Source organism: Synechococcus sp. ATX 2A4 (assembly GCF_024346375.1).
GTDB lineage: Bacteria > Cyanobacteriota > Cyanobacteriia > PCC-6307 > Cyanobiaceae > MW101C3.
Genome location: NZ_JAGQCV010000006.1, coordinates 1 through 16,739, shown reverse-complemented (window position 1 = coordinate 16,739; position 16,739 = coordinate 1). Strand labels below are relative to the sequence as shown.

General features: G+C 66.8%; 18 protein-coding genes and 1 pseudogene. 8 read left to right on the top strand and 11 right to left on the bottom strand.

Features of this window, described 5'->3' with window-relative positions:
- Positions 1–48: 48 nt before the first annotated feature.
- Positions 49–267 (bottom strand): hypothetical protein, encoded by a 219-nt coding sequence (locus KBY97_RS06965; RefSeq protein ID WP_255146168.1) that lies wholly within the window; start codon positions 265–267, stop codon positions 49–51.
- Positions 268–372: 105 nt separating this feature from the next.
- Between KBY97_RS06965 and KBY97_RS06960 the strand changes: the two genes are divergently transcribed.
- The 3 genes from KBY97_RS06960 (at position 373) to KBY97_RS06950 (ending at position 5,621) form a co-directional block, all read left to right on the top strand.
- Positions 373–1,614 carry a 1-deoxy-D-xylulose-5-phosphate reductoisomerase gene (locus tag KBY97_RS06960; protein WP_255145977.1) on the top strand — a complete coding sequence of 414 codons (1,242 nt, stop codon included), beginning with the start codon at positions 373–375 and terminating at the stop codon, positions 1,612–1,614.
- Entirely contained in the window at positions 1,611–1,997 is a 387-nt protein-coding gene (locus tag KBY97_RS06955) for a ferredoxin (protein WP_255145976.1), read from the top strand. Before KBY97_RS06960 ends, KBY97_RS06955 begins: the two co-directional genes overlap by 4 nt.
- A gap of 180 nt (positions 1,998–2,177) precedes the next feature.
- The gene (locus KBY97_RS06950; protein WP_255145975.1) at positions 2,178–5,621 is read left to right on the top strand and encodes a beta-1,3-glucanase family protein; all 3,444 of its coding nucleotides are present in this window, start codon (positions 2,178–2,180) and stop codon (positions 5,619–5,621) included.
- A gap of 12 nt (positions 5,622–5,633) precedes the next feature.
- Here the strand turns inward: KBY97_RS06950 and KBY97_RS06945 are convergent, their stop codons facing one another.
- The 3 genes from KBY97_RS06945 to KBY97_RS06935 are packed head-to-tail and all read right to left on the bottom strand — an operon-like array spanning position 5,634 to position 7,581.
- Positions 5,634–6,683, bottom strand: coding sequence for an alpha/beta fold hydrolase (locus KBY97_RS06945; protein ID WP_255146167.1), 1,050 nt, complete (start codon positions 6,681–6,683; stop codon positions 5,634–5,636).
- A gap of 14 nt (positions 6,684–6,697) precedes the next feature.
- Positions 6,698–7,405 carry an SDR family oxidoreductase gene (locus KBY97_RS06940; protein WP_255145974.1) on the bottom strand — a complete coding sequence of 236 codons (708 nt, stop codon included), beginning with the start codon at positions 7,403–7,405 and terminating at the stop codon, positions 6,698–6,700.
- Positions 7,405–7,581, bottom strand: coding sequence for a hypothetical protein (locus tag KBY97_RS06935; protein ID WP_255145972.1), 177 nt, complete (start codon positions 7,579–7,581; stop codon positions 7,405–7,407). The genes KBY97_RS06940 and KBY97_RS06935 overlap by 1 nt, the downstream gene beginning before the upstream one ends.
- A gap of 127 nt (positions 7,582–7,708) precedes the next feature.
- Between KBY97_RS06935 and KBY97_RS06930 the strand changes: the two genes are divergently transcribed.
- Positions 7,709–9,343 carry a DEAD/DEAH box helicase gene (locus KBY97_RS06930; protein ID WP_255145971.1) on the top strand — a complete coding sequence of 545 codons (1,635 nt, stop codon included), beginning with the start codon at positions 7,709–7,711 and terminating at the stop codon, positions 9,341–9,343.
- 23 nt (positions 9,344–9,366) lie between these two features.
- Here the strand turns inward: KBY97_RS06930 and infA are convergent, their stop codons facing one another.
- On the bottom strand, positions 9,367–9,636 hold the full coding sequence (gene infA / locus KBY97_RS06925; RefSeq protein WP_094513069.1) for a translation initiation factor IF-1: 270 nt from the start codon (positions 9,634–9,636) through the stop codon (positions 9,367–9,369).
- A 277-nt stretch (positions 9,637–9,913) separates the two neighbouring features.
- Between infA and KBY97_RS06920 the strand changes: the two genes are divergently transcribed.
- On the top strand, positions 9,914–10,594 hold the full coding sequence (locus KBY97_RS06920) for a pseudouridine synthase (RefSeq protein WP_255145970.1): 681 nt from the start codon (positions 9,914–9,916) through the stop codon (positions 10,592–10,594).
- Positions 10,595–10,616: 22 nt separating this feature from the next.
- Here KBY97_RS06920 and KBY97_RS06915 read toward each other — a convergent pair whose 3' ends face one another.
- From KBY97_RS06915 to KBY97_RS06900, 4 genes are all read right to left on the bottom strand, one after another.
- A complete protein-coding gene (locus KBY97_RS06915; protein WP_094513068.1) occupies positions 10,617–10,832 on the bottom strand; it encodes a hypothetical protein in 216 nt (71 codons plus the stop codon).
- A gap of 250 nt (positions 10,833–11,082) precedes the next feature.
- The gene (locus KBY97_RS06910) at positions 11,083–12,045 is read right to left on the bottom strand and encodes an NAD(P)H-binding protein (RefSeq protein WP_255145969.1); all 963 of its coding nucleotides are present in this window, start codon (positions 12,043–12,045) and stop codon (positions 11,083–11,085) included.
- Positions 12,046–12,109: 64 nt separating this feature from the next.
- Positions 12,110–12,208, bottom strand: a complete 99-nt coding sequence (gene petM, locus KBY97_RS06905) for a cytochrome b6-f complex subunit PetM (protein ID WP_094513066.1) — start codon at positions 12,206–12,208, stop codon at positions 12,110–12,112.
- An 18-nt stretch (positions 12,209–12,226) separates the two neighbouring features.
- Positions 12,227–13,423: a N2,N2-dimethylguanosine tRNA methyltransferase gene (locus KBY97_RS06900; protein ID WP_255145968.1), complete on the bottom strand. Its 1,197-nt coding sequence runs from the start codon at positions 13,421–13,423 to the stop codon at positions 12,227–12,229.
- A gap of 42 nt (positions 13,424–13,465) precedes the next feature.
- Between KBY97_RS06900 and KBY97_RS06895 the strand changes: the two genes are divergently transcribed.
- Both KBY97_RS06895 and ilvN read left to right on the top strand, forming a co-directional pair.
- Positions 13,466–14,311, top strand: coding sequence for an alpha/beta fold hydrolase (locus KBY97_RS06895; RefSeq protein ID WP_255145967.1), 846 nt, complete (start codon positions 13,466–13,468; stop codon positions 14,309–14,311).
- A gap of 70 nt (positions 14,312–14,381) precedes the next feature.
- Entirely contained in the window at positions 14,382–14,912 is a 531-nt protein-coding gene (ilvN, locus tag KBY97_RS06890; protein WP_255145966.1) for an acetolactate synthase small subunit, read from the top strand.
- Between the two features lie 28 nt (positions 14,913–14,940).
- On the opposite strand, the gene KBY97_RS06885 is transcribed toward ilvN, so the two are convergent.
- Both KBY97_RS06885 and KBY97_RS06880 read right to left on the bottom strand, forming a co-directional pair.
- Positions 14,941–15,651: a peptidylprolyl isomerase gene (locus KBY97_RS06885; protein WP_255145965.1), complete on the bottom strand. Its 711-nt coding sequence runs from the start codon at positions 15,649–15,651 to the stop codon at positions 14,941–14,943.
- A 5-nt stretch (positions 15,652–15,656) separates the two neighbouring features.
- A complete protein-coding gene (locus KBY97_RS06880) occupies positions 15,657–16,268 on the bottom strand; it encodes a photosystem I assembly protein Ycf4 (RefSeq protein WP_255145964.1) in 612 nt (203 codons plus the stop codon).
- Positions 16,269–16,613: 345 nt separating this feature from the next.
- Here KBY97_RS06880 and KBY97_RS06875 point away from each other — a divergent pair.
- A pseudogene (locus KBY97_RS06875) lies at positions 16,614–16,739 on the top strand (photosystem II D2 protein (photosystem q(a) protein)); the annotation flags it as partial.

Genomic DNA, 16,739 nt, shown 5'->3' with positions numbered 1-16,739 from the left:
GGCCCGCTGGGGGTCGGCTGGCCCGGCTCAATGGCCTGCGGGCCCGGTTCAGGAATCGGCTGGCGGCTGGGGCCCTTTGCCCACCATCAGCTTCTCGATCTTGCGGATCCGCCCCAGGGTGGTCTGCCACACCTCCTGGCGGAAGGGATCGTCTTCCGGGCAGCCCGCCACCAGCGCCTCAATGTCTTCCTGGCGCTCAAAGGCATCCCACAGCTCCCGCTCCAGGCGGGCCCGCTCGATGAAGTTCCAGCGCTTGAGCCAGAGCACGGGAGACCGCCGCAAGTGGGTTCAGTGTGACGCGCGGCCAAACCCGACCGGCCATCAAGCAGCTGGCAATGGGAGACTGGCGCCCTGCAGCTCCGGGCCGTTCTGATGAAAGCGATCAGCGTGCTGGGCTCCACCGGCTCGATCGGCACCCAGACCCTGGAGCTGGCCGAGGAGTTCCCCGATCGCTTCAAGGTGGTGGGGCTCACCGCCGGCCGCAACCTCTCCCTGCTGGTGGAGCAGATCGTGCGCCACAGCCCCGAGGTGGTGGCCTTGGCCGAGGCGGAGCTGCTGGCTGAACTCACGGCACGGCTCAAGGCCCTGCCAAAGGAGCAGCAACCGCAGCGGCGCCCAGAGCTGCTGGGCGGCAACGAAGGGCTCTGCGCCGTTGCCGCCTGGGCCAGCGCCGACCTGGTGGTGACCGGCATCGTCGGCTGCGCCGGGCTGCTGCCCACCCTGGCGGCGGTGGAGGCGGGCAAGGATCTGGCCCTGGCCAACAAGGAAACCCTGATCGCCGCCGGGCCGGTGGTGCTCCCGGCGCTCAAGCGCAGCGGCAGCCGCCTGCTGCCGGCCGATTCGGAGCATTCCGCCATCTTCCAGTGCCTGCAGGGCACCCCCTGGGCCGACACCGCGCGCCTCTCCACCGGCGTTCCCACCCCGGGGCTGCGCCGCCTCCAGCTCACCGCCTCCGGCGGTGCCTTCCGCGACTGGCCGGCCGCCGATCTGGCCAAGGCCACGGTGGCCGATGCCACCAGCCACCCCAACTGGAGCATGGGGCGGAAGATCACGGTGGATTCCGCCACCTTGATGAACAAGGGGCTGGAGGTGATCGAAGCCCACTACCTTTTCGGCCTCGATTTCGACCACATCGAGATCGTGATCCATCCCCAGAGCATCATCCACTCCATGGTGGAACTGGTGGATTCGTCGGTGCTGGCGCAGCTGGGCTGGCCCGACATGAAGCTGCCGATTCTCTACTGCCTCAGCTGGCCGGAGCGGCTGGAAACGCCGTGGCGCCGCCTCGATCTCACCGAGGTGGGCACGCTCAGCTTCCGCGCCCCTGACGGCGATAAATATCCGTGCATGGCCCTGGCTTACGCGGCCGGCCGCGCCGGCGGCACGATGCCGGCGGTGATGAATGCCGCCAATGAGCAGGCGGTGGCCCTGTTCCTGGAGGAGCAGGTGCACTTCCTCGACATTCCGAAACTGATCGAACGGGTCTGTGACCGCCACCGGGCCGACCTCAGCGCCGCCCCCTCGCTCGCCGACGTGCTCGCCGTCGATGCCTGGGCGCGCCAGGCGGTGCGGGAGGCCGCCACAGCCGCCAGCCGCACCCTGCTGACCGCATGAGCACCGGCTTGCCGTCGCCAACGATCGGCGTCGAGCGACACCTGCTGCTCTGCGCCACCCCCACCAAGGCCCTGTGCGGCGATCCGGCGATGGGCGCCGCCAGCTGGGCCCTGCTCAAGCGCCTGCTGCGGGAGCGCGGCCTGGAGGATCCTGGGCGTCCTCAGGGGATTGTGCTGCGATCCAAGGCCGACTGCCTGCGGGTGTGCGCAGGCGGCCCGATCCTGCTGATCTGGCCGGAAGGCCTCTGGTATGGCGGCGTCACGCCGGAGCGGATCGAGCGGATCGTGGATGAACACCTGATCGCCGGCCGCCCCATCGACGACTGGGTGATCCGCCACACGCCGTGGCAGCACGTCAGCGGAGGAGGCGCGACAGCAACTTGAGCGGCGAATTGTGGGTGCTCAGACACAGCAGGCAACCCACAACAGCGGTCCGCCTCCGCCCGAAACCTAATCATGCTTTGTTAAGACGCCTTTCAGCATATGGTCATCATGTTCTAATACCAATAACAGCCTAGGGGAAGGCCCGCCACCATCCCATCCCCAGGACGGTCAGCCGTACTCATGCAAAAATCCAGCCCAGCGAGTCTGCAACTCGTCAACATCGCCTTCAATACTTATACCTTTATAGAGGCAGATCCAACCGCCCCTGGGAGAGGCGGCAGGGATGTTCTACTGACCTTCAGCAATTTTCTTGACAGTTCCAAAACGGGCGACCTGGATCCAGCCTCCTTCCAATTGCATCTCACTGCAACGGACACCAACAAGGAGAATGGGGCTATTTATCGTCCTGACGCAGTGCGAGTTCTGCGAAAGTCAGCCCATGGCAAAGCGGTGCAAACCTCTCAGGTTTTACTGAGCTTCAACGAAGATTCCGCGTTCACAACAGCACTGAAAGAAGATTTCTGGAACGGAGCCAACAAGAGCGGCATCAGTCAGAACCTTGCGGTCACCATTTCTCCGCACATTCTCGTTGATGTCAAAGGCCGCAAGAATCCAGCCATCAACTCCTACACGGGCCAGGGCGTGTCCGGAAAAACAAGTGAGGATGTGGAGGCTCAGAACCCAGCCAGCCTGCCTGTTGCTGTGGTCTTTGACCTCTCCGAAGATCTCAAGGATTACCTCAAGAAAACCCATGGCAGTGGCGAGCCGGACTACGATCCGAATGATGATGTCTACATTTCCTTTTCAGGAGGTGATGGTGTCACTCTTTGGGGTCAGTTGCCCACAGTGCCTGGGCAACCCCTTGGCCAGACAGGAGCAAAGGGCAGCGTAGACCTTGACTTCGCTACAAATTACAGACTTTCTGACCTTCAATCCCTGGTTCCAGAGGGTGGGCAATACAAACATCCATTATCTGGCCAGGAGTTCTTCTGGGGGCCCACGAGGGCCGCAGTGGATCGGCTGGGAAAAGACACTCCAAACATCCTGCTGAATGCCTTCACAGGAGGCAGGGTTTACGTCAGCATCGGAAAGCCGATTGATTATACCAATAATGGCGAGAACGGCTTTAATCCCATCACTTATGCGCCATCCGCCAGCAATCCGGCTGATGCCAACAAAAACGTGCTCTGGCAGGAACTTATTGAACCATTCATCGGCCTCCAACCTGGCTTCAATGCCAAACTAAGCTCCATTGATGGCGACCTAACATATATCGACTTCTTCTTAAGTCCTATCAATCTTGATACCCTCAATATCGCAGGAGCCGAACCTGTGCTGGGTCTAGACGGCCACGCTGAAAGTGTCAATGGCGGCGTCAACACAGCCGGGAAACCCGACAAGACAGCCGCTATCGCCAAGGCTCTCTCTGAGGCAGGGCTACAGAAGAACAATAGCTTCAAGAACAATCGATATTTATCTCCTGGGCAGGCACCGGCTGGCACTTACCACGATTGGAGCACGTACCTCAAAACTCTCTCCCAAACCAATCCAACGACAAGCATCAAAGGATTTGCATCCGGCAATTACGACTTGAATGCATTCTTCCTTGACTTCCATGATGGCAATACATTTAACGACTCAGGATTTATCGTTCTCCAGGGCGCCATACAAGGCACCAAGGGGAGCCTCTATCTTCCTCATCAAAGGGGCCGCTCACCTGCCTTCTACAACGAAAAGAACTACTCAGGCTTCACCTATCTTGAATCGCCAGCAGGCATCTATGGCGGCAACGCTGGCTGGGTTTGGTACGAAGGCATTGATCTCAAGACAGAGCATGACAAAGACCCAGCAAAGTTTGCTTCCTATCTTGCCAGGCAGAAATGGCAGCAGATCAGCACTGGGGGTGGCGGCGGAGTGAACCCAACCATCGCCTTTGCTGTGGGCGATGTGTTGAGCGGACTGAACTTCGGCCTGATCGGTTCAACCGTGAAATTCGAAGGAAAAGCCATTGGATCGTTGCCTTCTAACGGTTCCACCTTCCAGAACAATGGGAAACAGGCTGGTGGCTTGGACTGGTGGGGGAATGGGCCAACGGTGCCGGGCACCATCCGCTCTCAAGGCGCCGCTCGCGATGGGTATTGGGGGAAATGGGCCCAGCCTGAACAAGCAAAAAGGAATCTCTTCTGGAATACATGGGCTTATGCCCTCAATGGCAGCCCCTACGTAGGCACCCCTGGAGCCAAGCCAGATCTGAGCCAAGCGCTCGTTCCAGATGTCTACGGATACGCCTATTCCGACCGCTTTTTAAACAATCTGATCTACTACAACCCCTTGGGAAACAATCCAGGGAGCAGTGGCAATCCTCCTTTTGGCGTTGGTGCGGGGAATCAGGATTCAGCTGGGTTTCTGAAGATCTCCATTGGTGCACCCGTAGGCGCCACCGCAGTTCCACCCACTAATGTTGATGCCGCCCCACCAATCCCTGCAGAAACAGGGAGCGCCAAAGATACGGCCTTTGAGCCACCGTTCGCGCCGCCTTCGAACACATCCACAAGCCAATTGCCGGCCTGGAGTCCTGTCGGCATTCGCTTCGACCCTGCCAAGATCGGCCTGCTGCTGCCCAGCCGGTCCATCGGGCCGAGCACAGCCAACAGCGTCACCATCTACAACTACACGTCGCTCCCCGATACTTCAGCGTCCTTCTCCACACTCGGTGGCTTCGCCCCTCTCACCAATGAGGCAGCGCCGGCCGGGCTGGCAACTGGAGCCGTCCAGTCTTTGAGCCAACCGGCTGCGCCCCCGCCGCTGACACCCTGGATCGTGAATCCCGCGGCAGCCGATCCTTCCAGCCTCACCCCCACCCTCGGCATCCAGTTGGCGGAGACCACCTCCCTGGCAGCCTTTCATCGCCTCTTACAGCCCACGGAAACAGCCAGTATCGGGGCTGGAAATGCGGCACTGGTGCCAATGGCAGCCAGCAGCTTCGGCATCTACGGCCAAGGTCGCGAAGATCCTGCCGCCATCGCCCTATCGACAGGCCCTGAGATCCGACTGAGAGATGGGGGCGGAGCCATCCACGCGGATTACGGCCATGCGTCCGAGCTGTCACTCAGCACGGGTGTCTTCCGGCTGAGAGACAGCGGACCGGCTGGCGCTTCACTGTCGGTGTGGTCGGCCAGCGTGGCGGCCAACGCCAACACCCTGCTGGTCTACGGGGTGGACTCGATCACCGGCGCATTGTTCACCGAAACGGGCTGGATCTCTCCAGGAGATGGTGGCTACGCCGCCGCTTCCCTTGATCGCGCTATCACCATCTCCGCTCTAGAACCATCAAGTGCACAGCATGCGGATCTGACATTGGCGAATGGCTTCTATGCATTCGCATTGGTGAGCGGCGGCAGCGTGGAAGCCTTTCTGGCGGCACAAGCAACGACCACAGCCGCACCGCTCCCCGCCGGGCCGTCTCCGCTGGCGGCATGGTTCAGCGTCGGGGCGGCCAATCCGGATGGCATCGTCCACATGCTGCCCCTGGCTCCCGGCATCTACGGGTTTGAAGATCAGTGGGGAGGCGGCGATCTCGACTACAACGATGTTGTGATGTCGATCCGCGGCCTGGCCGGCTGAGCGCAAGGGCAGTCATCGCCTCCCCCGCACCTGATCCAGCAACCAGCGCGTCACCAGCAGATCCGACCAGCTGCCTCCCGGGCCGTGGAAGCCGTTGTGGCCCCCTGTGCGGCTGAGCACGGTCTGCAGCGGTGAGGCTGGCGTGAGCCGCCCACTCAGGGCTACCGCCGGGGCCGCGGGCACCCAGGGGTCGTCGAGGGCGTGCACGAGCAGCAGGGGAGGCAGTCGCCGCGCCGCCTGCTCCTCCGCCAGGCGGCCCTGCAGCAGAGCCAGCGGACTGGCGCCCGCGTAATAGGCCTCCACCGAGTCGAACCCCCAGCGCGGTGCGGTGATCAGGGCGTCAAAGGCGCGGATCGATGCCACCGCCTGCAGCTGGCTGCGCTGGCCCTCTTGCAGACCGGCGGGATCGGCCAGGGTCTGCTGGCGCAGGCGCTGCAGCAGCCAGCGCTCATACAGGCGGTTGCGGGGCTGGCCGATGGCCGCCGAACTGCTGGCCAGATCGATCGGAGAGCTCACCACCACCAGGCCGTCCAGCAACCCAGGAGAGGCGGCGTCCAGCAGGCCATTGAGCAGCACCGTGCCGCCCAGCGACAGCCCCACCCCCAGCAGCGGACGGCCGGCGGCGAGGCGGCGGGCCTGAAGCAACGCCGGGATCAGATCCCGGTTGCAGTGGGCGGCATAGGTGCCCCGCGCCAGGTTTCGGCCCGCCCCTGCCCCGCGCAGGTTGAGCCGCAGCACGGCAAACCCCGCCTGTCGCAGGCCGTGGGCCAGCCGCAGCAGGCCGATGCTGCGGCTGGAGCCGCCCAGGCCATGCAGCAGCACCACAAGGGCGCGGGGGGGAGCAGCAGCGGCGGCGCCGTCGGGGCCAGAAGCGGGGGCATCGAGACAACCCAGCAGGGCTTCGCCGCCGGGCAGCGCCAGCGGCACCGCCTGCGCCGACTCCGCCGGCAAGCGCTCCGGGCGCAGCGTGTCGCGCAGGGTCTGGAGATCGGCGCCCCACCAGGGCGCCCGGGGCCGGAAGGGCGGCACCCCCAGCTGATCCAGCAGAGCTTCCCCAGACAGTGCCACCGGAGCGTTCAGGCGCGGGCGGGGCTGGCGCCGGCTGGTGCCTCCAGCCACTGGGCCAGGGAGCTGGGCGGCAGCTCCTGGCTGCTGGTGATTTCAATGATGCGACCGATCGAGGCGGGCGCTGCGAGGGCATCGAGGCAGACGCGCGCCACCAGGCGACGGGGGATGCTGTTGCTTTCCTGCTGATCCGGCCCGCTGAAGCGCAAGCCCTCGTTGTCGAGGCCTTCCTCGCTTTCCCGCAGGCCACCGGGACGGACCACGGTCCAATCCAGGCCGCTGCTTTCCAGCCAGCGCTCCCCGACCCGCTTCCACAGCAGGATCAATCCGAACAGGTTGAGCGGGTGAAACAGCCGGCCGCTGCAAAGCGAGCTCACCAGAACCACGCGCTGCACCCCGGCGGCGCGGCAGGCGGCGATCTGGCTGCGGATCGCCAACGCATCCACCTGCAACGGGCCGGTGAGATCGATCGACGGGCGCGCGCCGGTGGCGATCACCAGCGCCTCCACGCCGGAGAGCGCCTGTTGCAGGGCGTTCTGGTCGGATAGGTCCAGCCGGATCAGCTCCGCCCCTTCGAGGCCTTCAGGCACGCTCGAACCCGGCCGCAGGATCGCCCGCACCTGATAGCCGCGCTGGCGCGCTTCCTGCACCACACGCCAGCCGGTCTTGCCGGAGGCGCCGGTAACGGCAAGAAGGGCGGGAGTGGAAGGGGAAGACATCAGAACAACGGCAGCAATTCCTGTTCCAGGCAGCGGGCCTGCAGCACCGAGCCGAGATGACGCAGCAGCCGAACCCGCAGGATCACGGGGTCGATGTCGCACTCCTGCTGGAAACAGCCCTCCAGATGCGCCCGGAGGAGGGGTTCCGGCGGGCCGGACTCGGGGAACTCTCTCATCGGGGCCTCATCGGCGCGGAGAACAGCAGGGGCTGCAGGTCCTGGGGGGGATGGTCTGAACGTAAGGGTGAAAGAGCAAAAAACCCTGGAAACAAATCCCCATTTTTCCGCTCCGGCAGCCGCTGTGATGGGCGGCACAATGGCGCCACTGCAGGGCACCGTGGCCGCACCCTCCTTTGATCTTGGCAGGCGAGCCCCAGGTACCGCCACAGCGGCACCCGGAGCGGCACCCGGAACGGCGTCCGGCCTGGATGCCGACGGTGGGCTCAAGCCGCGCCAGTGGCAACGCCAGCTGATCAACCTGATGCGGCGGCGGCTGGAACGCGCCGGGGCGCAGGGCGAAGACGTGCTTGTGCATGCCGGGCCCGGGGCCGGCAAAACACTGGGGGCCCTGCTGGGCTTCCAGCGCCTGGTGGCGGAAGGGCGGCTGAGCCATTTCCTGGTGTTCTGCCACCGCCAGTCGATCGCCAGCCAATGGCGCTCCGCCGCCGCACGCCTGGGCCTGGAGCTGCGGGATCTCGATCTCGAAGCGAGTGCTGCAGGCGAGGGCGCCGGCGGTGACCCCGGCGCTAACGAAGGCAGTGGCGAAGGCAGCGGCGGTGGCGGCTGGAGCCGGATGGTCCCCGGCCAGGGGCTGCTGATCAGCTACCAGAGTGCGGCGCGGCACCGGCGGCGGCTGGAGCGGGAGCTGGCGGGCCTCCAGGCGTGCAAGGTGCTGGCGATCGCCGATGAGGTGCATCACCTCGGGCTGGATCCCGACGATCCGGAAGCCACCGCCTGGAGCCATGCCTTCGGCTGCCTCAGCCGGGGCTGCGTGTTGCGTCTCGGGCTGAGCGGCACCCCGTTTCGCGCCGATAACCTCGGGTTCAGTGCCTCCCGCCGCATCTCCCGGCGCCAGGAGGGGGTGATCGTCGAGGAAATTGCCCCCGACCTGAGCGTGGAACCGCGCCAGTTGATCGATCAGGGGGATGTCAGGCCCCTGGAATTTCGTTTCCAGAACGGCTGGATCGACCACGGCCTCGCCAGCACCGATGGGTCGCTTGCGGCAGTGGAACTGGAGCGTTCGCCCCTTTCGGCCGAGCACCGGGAGAGCTGGCGTGCCCGCAACCTGCGCCGGGCGATCCGCCTGGGGGATCCCAGCAGCATTGCCCTGCGGGTGCTGCTCCAGGCGCGGCTGAAGCTCGAAGCCCTGCGCGCCGCCGACCATCCGGAGGCTGGCGGCCTCGTGATTGCCCGCGACATCGCCCATGCCCGCGGCCTCACCGGCCTGCTGGAGGAACAGGGCGACCAGGTGCTGCTGGTGCATTCGCAGGATCCGGAGGCGGCGCAACGGCTGGCGACCTTTCGAGCTGGTGGCGCCGATTGGCTGGTGAGCATCGACATGTGCGCCGAGGGCTTCGACGCCCCGCGCCTGCGGGTCGTGGCTTACCTGACCACCGTGGTCACCCGCAGCCGTTTCGTGCAGGCGATCACCCGGGCGGTCCGCATCGATGGCCAGCGGGCGGAGCAGGAAACCATCCCCAGGCACCCCTCCTATGTGTACGCGCCCGCCGACCCGTTGCTGGTCAGCTATGCGCGCACCTGGTCGGTGGCGGAGCCCTATCTGATCCAGCCGAAGCCGGGGCTGGAGGAGCCTGCCGCCGCTGCCGGCGGGCGGGCGCCTGGGTTGCCGCTGGAAGCCCTCCACGACGAAGCAGGCGAGGTGATCCGGCTTCGCGGGCCCCAGCTGCCCGGCTTCCTTCACGCCCGTCAGCGCGCCTGAAGCGGCGGCTCAGCGGCGGCGTTTCAGCGGCGGCGCGGACCGCCCGGACGGTTACCGCCCGGCCGGGGGCCAGTGGCACCGGCATTGCGTTCCCGGTAGGTGATGCGGCCACGGGTGAGGTCATAAGGGCTGATCTCGACCAGCACCTTGTCACCGGCCAGCAGCTTGATGCGGAACTTGGTGAGCTTGCCGGCAGCACGGCACAGGCACTGGTGGCCAGCGGGCTGATCGAGGGTCACCAGGTAGAAGCCGTTGCCCTGTTCCTTCTCGATCACGCCCGAGGTTTCGATCATGCGGAGCGGGTGCTCAATCTGTAGGAGAAGGAACAGCTTAAATTGGCGCCTCTCCCCCCCCCCGGCCCTAGGGTCTGCGATCGCGCCGGGTCCAAGCCTTGATCGTTCCTTCCCTGTCCCTGGATCTGGGCTTGCTGCTGATTTCGATCGGCGCGGTGAACCTCTGGCGCGCGCGCCGCAGCGCCGGCTGAGCGGCGCTGGGCCTGAGCCGGTGGGGTGGATCCAGCCGAGGCCTGGGTCTGCGCCAAGAGACTCGCTGGAGCTGGCTGAAACAACCGTGCCTACCCTGCTGTTCCACAAGCCCTACGGCGTGCTCAGCCAGTTCACGGCGGAACCGGGCAGCCAGTGGGCCCACCTGGCTGGCTTCATCCCGGTGCGGGAGGTCTATGCCGCTGGGCGGCTGGACGCGGACAGTGAGGGGCTGCTGCTGCTCACAAGTGTGGGCCGGCTGCAGCAACGGCTCACGGACCCGCGCTGGGGCCACTGGCGCCGCTACTGGGTTCAGGTGGAAGGGGAGCCCACCCCGGCTGGCTTGGCCGCTCTGCAGGCGGGGGTCACCATCCAGGGCCAGCGCACCCTGCCGGCCCGGGCCCGGCTGCTGGCGGATCCCGGCCTGCCGCCACGGGATCCCCCGATCCGCGAGCGGCGCGCCATTCCCACCTGCTGGCTGGAGCTGGAGCTGCGGGAGGGTCGCAACCGGCAGGTGCGCCGCATGACCGCTGCGGTGGGATGGCCCACCCTCCGGTTGATCCGCGCCGCCATCGACCTGATGGACGGCCAACCACCACTGGACTTGACCGACCTGCCGGCCGGCCAGTGGCGCTCGATGAGCCAGACCGAGGAGGAACGCCTGCAGCGGCTGCTCCTGCCTGATTCCGCCCAGGGCGGCGGCCCCGCTCAAGGGCGAGGCGGCCGGGCCGGTGGCGGGAAATCCGGACGCAGCGGCGCTAGCGGATAGGGAGGCTTGGCGCCCATGCCGCTCAGCCGATCACCTGCTGCAGCTCTCGCACCGTTTGCAGTTGGCCGTAGTAGTAGTTCGCCCTGGAGCGCCGATCGGGATCCTCCAGCGCATCGAGGGCATCAAAGCCCAGGCTCTGCCACAACTCATGGCCGCAGGCACGGTTCAACTCCTGCACCGATTCCTGCTCCAGGTTGGCGAGACGCCGCTGCAGGTTCTTGATCTGAGCAATCGACATGGGGCGAACAGGGCCAGGGTGTGGAAGGAACGGACGCGGGGGAGGCGCAGCAGCTCGTCAGTGGGGGCAAGTTTGAGCTGGAGTGGGCAGATCAGCGCCTCAGCAGTCTCCCGCCATAGTACAGATGAACTTGCCCGTGCCGTACCATCCGGCCAATGCTCGGGCCTGTGATGCGGCCACGGCCTGTGGCCAGTGAGGAGTCGACAGGCCAAGGCCTGTAATGCGGCGAAAACCGCCGGCCGCCTGGAGCTCAGAACGGCAGCTTCTTCTTGGCGTTCTTGTCGAGGTCGGCCTCCATCTCGCGCAGGCGCCGCAAGATCGTGTCGTAATACTCCTTGAGGTAGTCCTCCAGGTGGGTGGTGGCAGCCGGGTCCAACCCGAAGGCGGCATAGATGTCCTCCATCGGTGCCTCCAGGCTCTGGCCACCGCCTGTCACATCGGCGAAGGCCAGCCGTTCGGCCACCTGCACCCCGGGCTCGAAGAGCGACGCCAGAGCCTGCATCAACCGGATCAGAAACGGCCGCACGCGGAACACCCGGGCCGAGCGGCCGCTGTAGCGCTCGCACAGCTGGGTGACCTCCCCGGTGTTCCAGGCCTTCGGGCCCACCACCGGGAAGGATTTTCGGATCGTTCCGTCATGGGACAGGGCCGCCAGCGAGAAACGGGCCACGTCCTGGGTGTTCATGTAGGCGATCGGCGTGGGCGTGCCGCTCACCCACACCGTCTGGCTTTCGAGCACCGGGATGGCGAACTGACCGATCACCCCTTGCATGAAGGCCACGCAGCGCAGGATCGTGTAATCCAGCTGCGACGCCGCCAGCAGTTGTTCGGTGCAGTATTTGATGTCCATCAGCGGCACGCTGCGGTGCTGCTCCGCCTCCAGCAGCGACACGAAGACAAAGCGCTTCACGTTCGCCGCTTCGCAGGCCCGCACCAGATTCAGCTTTCCCTGCCAGTCGATCGTGTAGATGCCGGCGCTGTCGGTAGGGCGGGCGGTGGCCGCATCAATCACCGCCTCCTGGCCTTCAAGGGCGTAGGCGAGGCTGTCGGGTTCCAGCAGGTCACCGCGGGTGAGCTCGCAACCCCATTCCTGCAGGAAAGAAGCCTTGCGGGGGGAGCGCACCATGCAACGCACCTGATGCCCCTGCTCCAGCGCATGCCGGGCGATCTGGCGGCCGAGAGTTCCAGTGGCGCCGACGACCAGAACCTGCATGAACCACCGGCGGATAGGCCGCTGAGCCTAAAGCTGAGGCAGGGGGCGACGCGCCGCAGGCCGCTCAGTCTTTCTGCAACTTGAGCAACAGGGCACCGCCGGCCAGGCCCACGGGGATGAGCACCCAGAAGATCGCCGCGATGCCGAAGATTTCAGAGGCCATGGCCCATTGGGAAAACGGCTACCTATTTAGCGCCCCGGCCCGTTCGAGCACCAGCGCCCAGGGGGCATCGGTGCGGAACTGGCCGGGCATCACCCCACTGGCGCAGGCCTCCCATCCCTGGCCTTGCAGGTCTGAGAGCAGCGCCTGCAACGGCGGCGGACCGCCCCCCAGGCGCCGGCCCAGCTCCGCCATCGGCCAGCAACGGGCGGGCAGGCCCGCGTCGGCGGCGAGGCTGCTCAGCAGGCGGGCGGCAGCGCGGCAGAGCGATGGATCCTCCGGAGCCGTGGCGGCAAGGATCGCCGCAAGCGTGGCGGGATCCTGCAGCGGACCGATCCAGAGCGGCCCACTCACCGCCAGCGCCGCCCCAGGCTCGCAACACACCTGCCACTGGCGCAGGCGCAGCAGGCTCTGAACCTGCTGCTCCCCGCAGCTGTGGCAGTGGGCCAGCAGGCCGAGCTGCCGCTCCTCGCCCGCCAGGGGCCGGCGCAGGATCCGCGCCGCGGTGCGAAACGTGCGGCCCTCGCTGAAGTTGAACAGCGGCTGCAGGCCCCGACCCATGGCCCAGGCCGTGCGGGCGATCACGCCCAGCTGCAGGCGCAGCGCCAGCTCCCAGCTGGCCGGATGGGCCCGGGCCGCCGCCCCCAGGGTGCGCACGGCCGCAGAACGGTCGTGGCCAGTGGGGGAGCGGCCATCGGTGCTGGCCACATACAGCACGCCGCCGAAGGCCACCGCCTCCAGCGCCAGCGGCAACAGGGCGGTGGGGCAGCCGAAGGCGTCAAGGTCGACAAGCTCGAAGCGCTCCTGCCGCTGCAGACAACCCGCCAGCAACTGCTGGGCGGTGAGGGCGGTGCAGCGCAACTCCAGCCCCGGGCGGTCGGCCAGGGGGGCGAGGTTGGCCTGCAGCAGCGGCTGGCGGTCCGGGTCGGCGTCGTTGGCCCACACCAGCGCAGCCGGGCTCTCCTGGCCGTAGCGCAGGGCCCGGATGCCGCAGCCGGTCATCAGGTCCAACACGCGCAGGGGGGCCGCCAGGCCGAGCTGGCGCGCCAGCAGCACCCCCAGATCGCGGGAGGGCCGGGATTCAGGCCGGAAGAACCCCTGACCCGGACGCAGCGCCGCCGAAGCTTCGCAATAGTGAGAGGTGTCTTGCGTGAACCCGCTCCGTTGGTGACATCCCTGGGCCAGCCTGTCGCAACGGCCGGTCCCGACTGGGGCCATGCGGCGGTGTGGCGATGGCGCGGACTGGACTGCCATTGGCGGGTGTTGGGCGATCCAGAGGGGCCGCCACTGTTGCTGCTGCATGGCTTCGCCGCCGGCAGCGGCCACTGGCGCGCCACCGCCGGCCCATTGGCGACCGCCGGCTGGTGCGTCTACGGCCTGGATCTGATCGGCTTCGGCGCCTCGGCCCAGCCGGCGATGCGCCTCGACAACCGCCTGTGGGCCCGGCAGGCCCAGGGCTTTCTCGAGCAGGTGGTGCAACAGCCGGCGGTGCTGATCGGGCATTCGCTCGGTGGCCTGGTGGCACTCAGCTGCGGCGTGTTCTTTCCCGCCTGGGTGCGGGGGGTGGTGGCCGCTCCGCTGCCGGATCCCACCCTGCTGATGCCCGTGCCGCCGCGGCGGGCCCCCTGGCGGCGCTGGCTGCAGCGCTGGGCGGTGCTGCTGCTCTGCCGGCTGTTGCCGCTGGAGCTGCTGGTGCCCCTGATCGCCCGCACGCCCCTGCTGGATCTGGGCATCCAATCGGCCTACAACACGCCGGTGATCGGCGACAGCGCCCTGCGCCAGCTGATCGCCCAGCCGGCCCGGCGCCCCACCGCCGCCTGGGCCCTGCGCGGCATGAGCATCGGCATGGCGCTGCGCCCCCGCGGAGCCACCGCCGCGGTGCTGCTGCAGCGCCTGCGCCAGCCGCTGCTGGTGCTGTGGGGAGAGACCGATCGCCTGGTGCCGATCGAGGTGGCCGGCGAGCTGCGAAAGCTTCGGCCCGACCTCGAACTGGAACGGCTGGAGGGTGTGGGCCATTGCCCGCACGACGAAGACCCCGCCACGGTGGATCGGCTGCTGCAGGCCTGGCTGCGCCGCCTGCCGACCCGACCTGAAGACCACCGCTGAGCGCCCGCCCCGGCGCCCGTGAGGCCAGCGCGTAATTTGGGAAGCTGACCGCCTGCCGTGCCCGCCGGGAATGAAGCACACCCTCTCGGTGCTGGTGGAGGACCAATCCGGTGCCCTCAGCCGGATTTCTGGATTGTTCGCCCGCCGCGGCTTCAACATCGAAAGCCTGGCGGTGGGCCCAGCTGAACAACGCGGCGTCTCGCGCCTCACCATGGTGGTGGAGGGCGACGACCGCACCCTTGAGCAGATGACCAAGCACCTCAACAAGCTGGTCAACGTGCTCAACGTGATCGACCTCTCCACCATTCCGGCGGTGGAGCGCGAGCTGATGCTGCTGAAGGTGTCGGCGCCGGCCGAGAGCCGCGCCGCGATCCTGGATCTGGTGCAGGTGTTCCGCGCCAATGTGGTGGATGTGGCCGACAACGCCCTGATCCTTGAGGTGGTGGGCGACCCGGGCAAGCTGGTGGCTATCGAGCAGATTCTCGAGAGCTACGGAATTCTCGAAATCGTGCGCACCGGAAAAGTGGCCCTGGAGCGGGCCTCCGGTGTGAACACCGCCTACCTCAGGACCACCGCCTCGGAGAAACGGGTGCCGGCCTGAGGCACCTCAGGGCTGGGCATGAAGCGCCTCAGGGCTGGCCCTTCACCAGAGTGCCGCCTTCGATCACGTTGGCCTTGACCAACTTGTCTCCCTGCTGGATGCGGTCGACCACCTCCATGCCCTTCACCACGCGGCCGAACACGGCGTAGCGGCCATCGAGCTCGGGAAGGGGTCGCAGGGCCACATAGAACTGCGCGCTGGCGGAATTTGGATCTTCGGAACGGGCCATGGCAATGGCACCGCGCTCATGCAGCAGCCGCAGCTGGGACGCCTCAGCCGGATCGGTGAGCTGCTCGCCGTAGCGGGGGATGGCCTTGCCCTTCAAGCCAAGCTCCAGGGGGATGAAGCGGGTCTGGCCGGTGCTGGGGTCCAGGAAGCTGCCGGTGCCGAACAGCTCGGGGCTCACGCCAGGGGTGGCGCTCTGGGGATCGCCGCCCTGCACCACAAACGGCGTGGGCTGGTTCACCACCCGGTGGAACACGGTGTTGTTGTAGGTGCCGCGCCGCACCAGGTCGACGAAGTTGCCGGCGGTGAGCGGGGCATCGGCGCCATCGAGCTCCACCACCACCTCGCCGCGGCTGGTCTGAAGTGACACCACGGCCTTGCCGCTCAGGCAGGGACTGGCCGCCGTGGCACAACCGAGCGCCGCCTGGCTCTGGTCGCTGCCACAGGCGCTGAGGCCGAAGGGGGTGAACAGCAGCAGGCTCACCAGCAGGGTGCGGGTGAGGGAGAACGCCATCGGTTTCATACGCCCTCCAGAGGCACCTTCAGGAAACGGGCCAGTTCGGCCCCGCTCTGCTCGAGCTCGGCCAGAGGGAGTGGTTCACCCACCCGGGTGAGGGGCAGGTCGCGGCGCCCCTGCACACGCAGGGCAAGGCGACGACGGGGATTGAGACCGTCGCGCACGTCCACCTTGACGGCCTGGATGTCCCGCAAGGGAAGCTCAAAGCTGATCAGGCTGCGGAAACCACGGCGGCTGATCGTGGCCGTGCCGTTGCTGCGATCGAAGCGGTTCGCGCCAGCGCCGAGATCGATGCTGATCACACTCCAGAGATAGAGAGCGAGCAGCAGGGCGGCAATGCCGTAGGCCCCCATCACCAGGCCCTGGGGCACCCAGTCGAGGCTGGCGGGGTGGCCGATCGGCAGCAGATCGATTCCCAGCCGGCTCGAGAGGCTGGTGAGCAGGAAACCGGCACCACCGGCGCTCACGGCCGAGGCCACCAGAAGGTTGGAGAGGCGCCGGGATCCCTGCACGGTCTGCTCCAGCACCTCGGCGGGGTCGCTGGCGCGGGGAGCTGAGCTGGCGGCCGGGTCGGGGCGCGGCGGGGAGCCGGCGGAGGAAGAAGCCGGGGGCATGGGGCGGGAATCTTGGCGGTGGCTTGCCATCCTCGCCTCTGTGCGGCGAGGTCGGGGGCAGCAAAGGCGGAACCGGCGAAAGTGGGCCACCCAGAGAGCCGTTCACCAGAGCCACGCACCAGAGCGGGGCCAGAAAGCGGAGCCAGAGGGCAGCTGCAGCGAGCCGTTGCAGCGAGGCGTGGACGCAGCCAGGCGACCGCCGCCGAACAATGAGAAGAATTACTTAAGAACGCTGGCTGCGGCAAGGGTGTCAGCCCATTTCAAGCTGCCTCGCAGTGGCGGGTTTCGTTGTTACGATCTCGCGGTATCCCTCAGCTTGGCGGGATTTCCGCACTTTTTCTTCCCATGACGATTGCTGTAGGGCGCGCGCCTTCGGCTCGGGGATGGTTCGACGTCCTCGATGACTGGCTCAAGCGCGACCGTTTCGTTTTTGTCGGTTGGTCCGGTCTGCTGCTGTTCCCCACCGCCTAC

Bases quoted from the DNA above. Each gene is read 5' to 3' on its own strand.
- KBY97_RS06960 (WP_255145977.1), top strand. From the start codon at position 373: ATGAAAGCGATCAGCGTGCTGGGCTCCACCGGCTCGATCGGCACCCAG.
- KBY97_RS06955 (WP_255145976.1), top strand. From the start codon at position 1,611: ATGAGCACCGGCTTGCCGTCGCCAACGATCGGCGTCGAGCGACACCTG.
- KBY97_RS06950 (WP_255145975.1), top strand. From the start codon at position 2,178: ATGCAAAAATCCAGCCCAGCGAGTCTGCAACTCGTCAACATCGCCTTC.
- KBY97_RS06940 (WP_255145974.1), bottom strand. From the start codon at position 7,405: ATGTCTTCCCCTTCCACTCCCGCCCTTCTTGCCGTTACCGGCGCCTCC.
- KBY97_RS06935 (WP_255145972.1), bottom strand. From the start codon at position 7,581: ATGAGAGAGTTCCCCGAGTCCGGCCCGCCGGAACCCCTCCTCCGGGCG.
- KBY97_RS06930 (WP_255145971.1), top strand. From the start codon at position 7,709: ATGGGCGGCACAATGGCGCCACTGCAGGGCACCGTGGCCGCACCCTCC.
- infA (WP_094513069.1), bottom strand. From the start codon at position 9,636: ATGATCGAAACCTCGGGCGTGATCGAGAAGGAACAGGGCAACGGCTTC.
- KBY97_RS06915 (WP_094513068.1), bottom strand. From the start codon at position 10,832: ATGTCGATTGCTCAGATCAAGAACCTGCAGCGGCGTCTCGCCAACCTG.
- KBY97_RS06910 (WP_255145969.1), bottom strand. From the start codon at position 12,045: ATGCAGGTTCTGGTCGTCGGCGCCACTGGAACTCTCGGCCGCCAGATC.
- petM (WP_094513066.1), bottom strand. From the start codon at position 12,208: ATGGCCTCTGAAATCTTCGGCATCGCGGCGATCTTCTGGGTGCTCATC.
- KBY97_RS06900 (WP_255145968.1), bottom strand. From the start codon at position 13,423: ATGGCCCCAGTCGGGACCGGCCGTTGCGACAGGCTGGCCCAGGGATGT.
- ilvN (WP_255145966.1), top strand. From the start codon at position 14,382: ATGAAGCACACCCTCTCGGTGCTGGTGGAGGACCAATCCGGTGCCCTC.
- KBY97_RS06885 (WP_255145965.1), bottom strand. From the start codon at position 15,651: ATGGCGTTCTCCCTCACCCGCACCCTGCTGGTGAGCCTGCTGCTGTTC.
- KBY97_RS06880 (WP_255145964.1), bottom strand. From the start codon at position 16,268: ATGCCCCCGGCTTCTTCCTCCGCCGGCTCCCCGCCGCGCCCCGACCCG.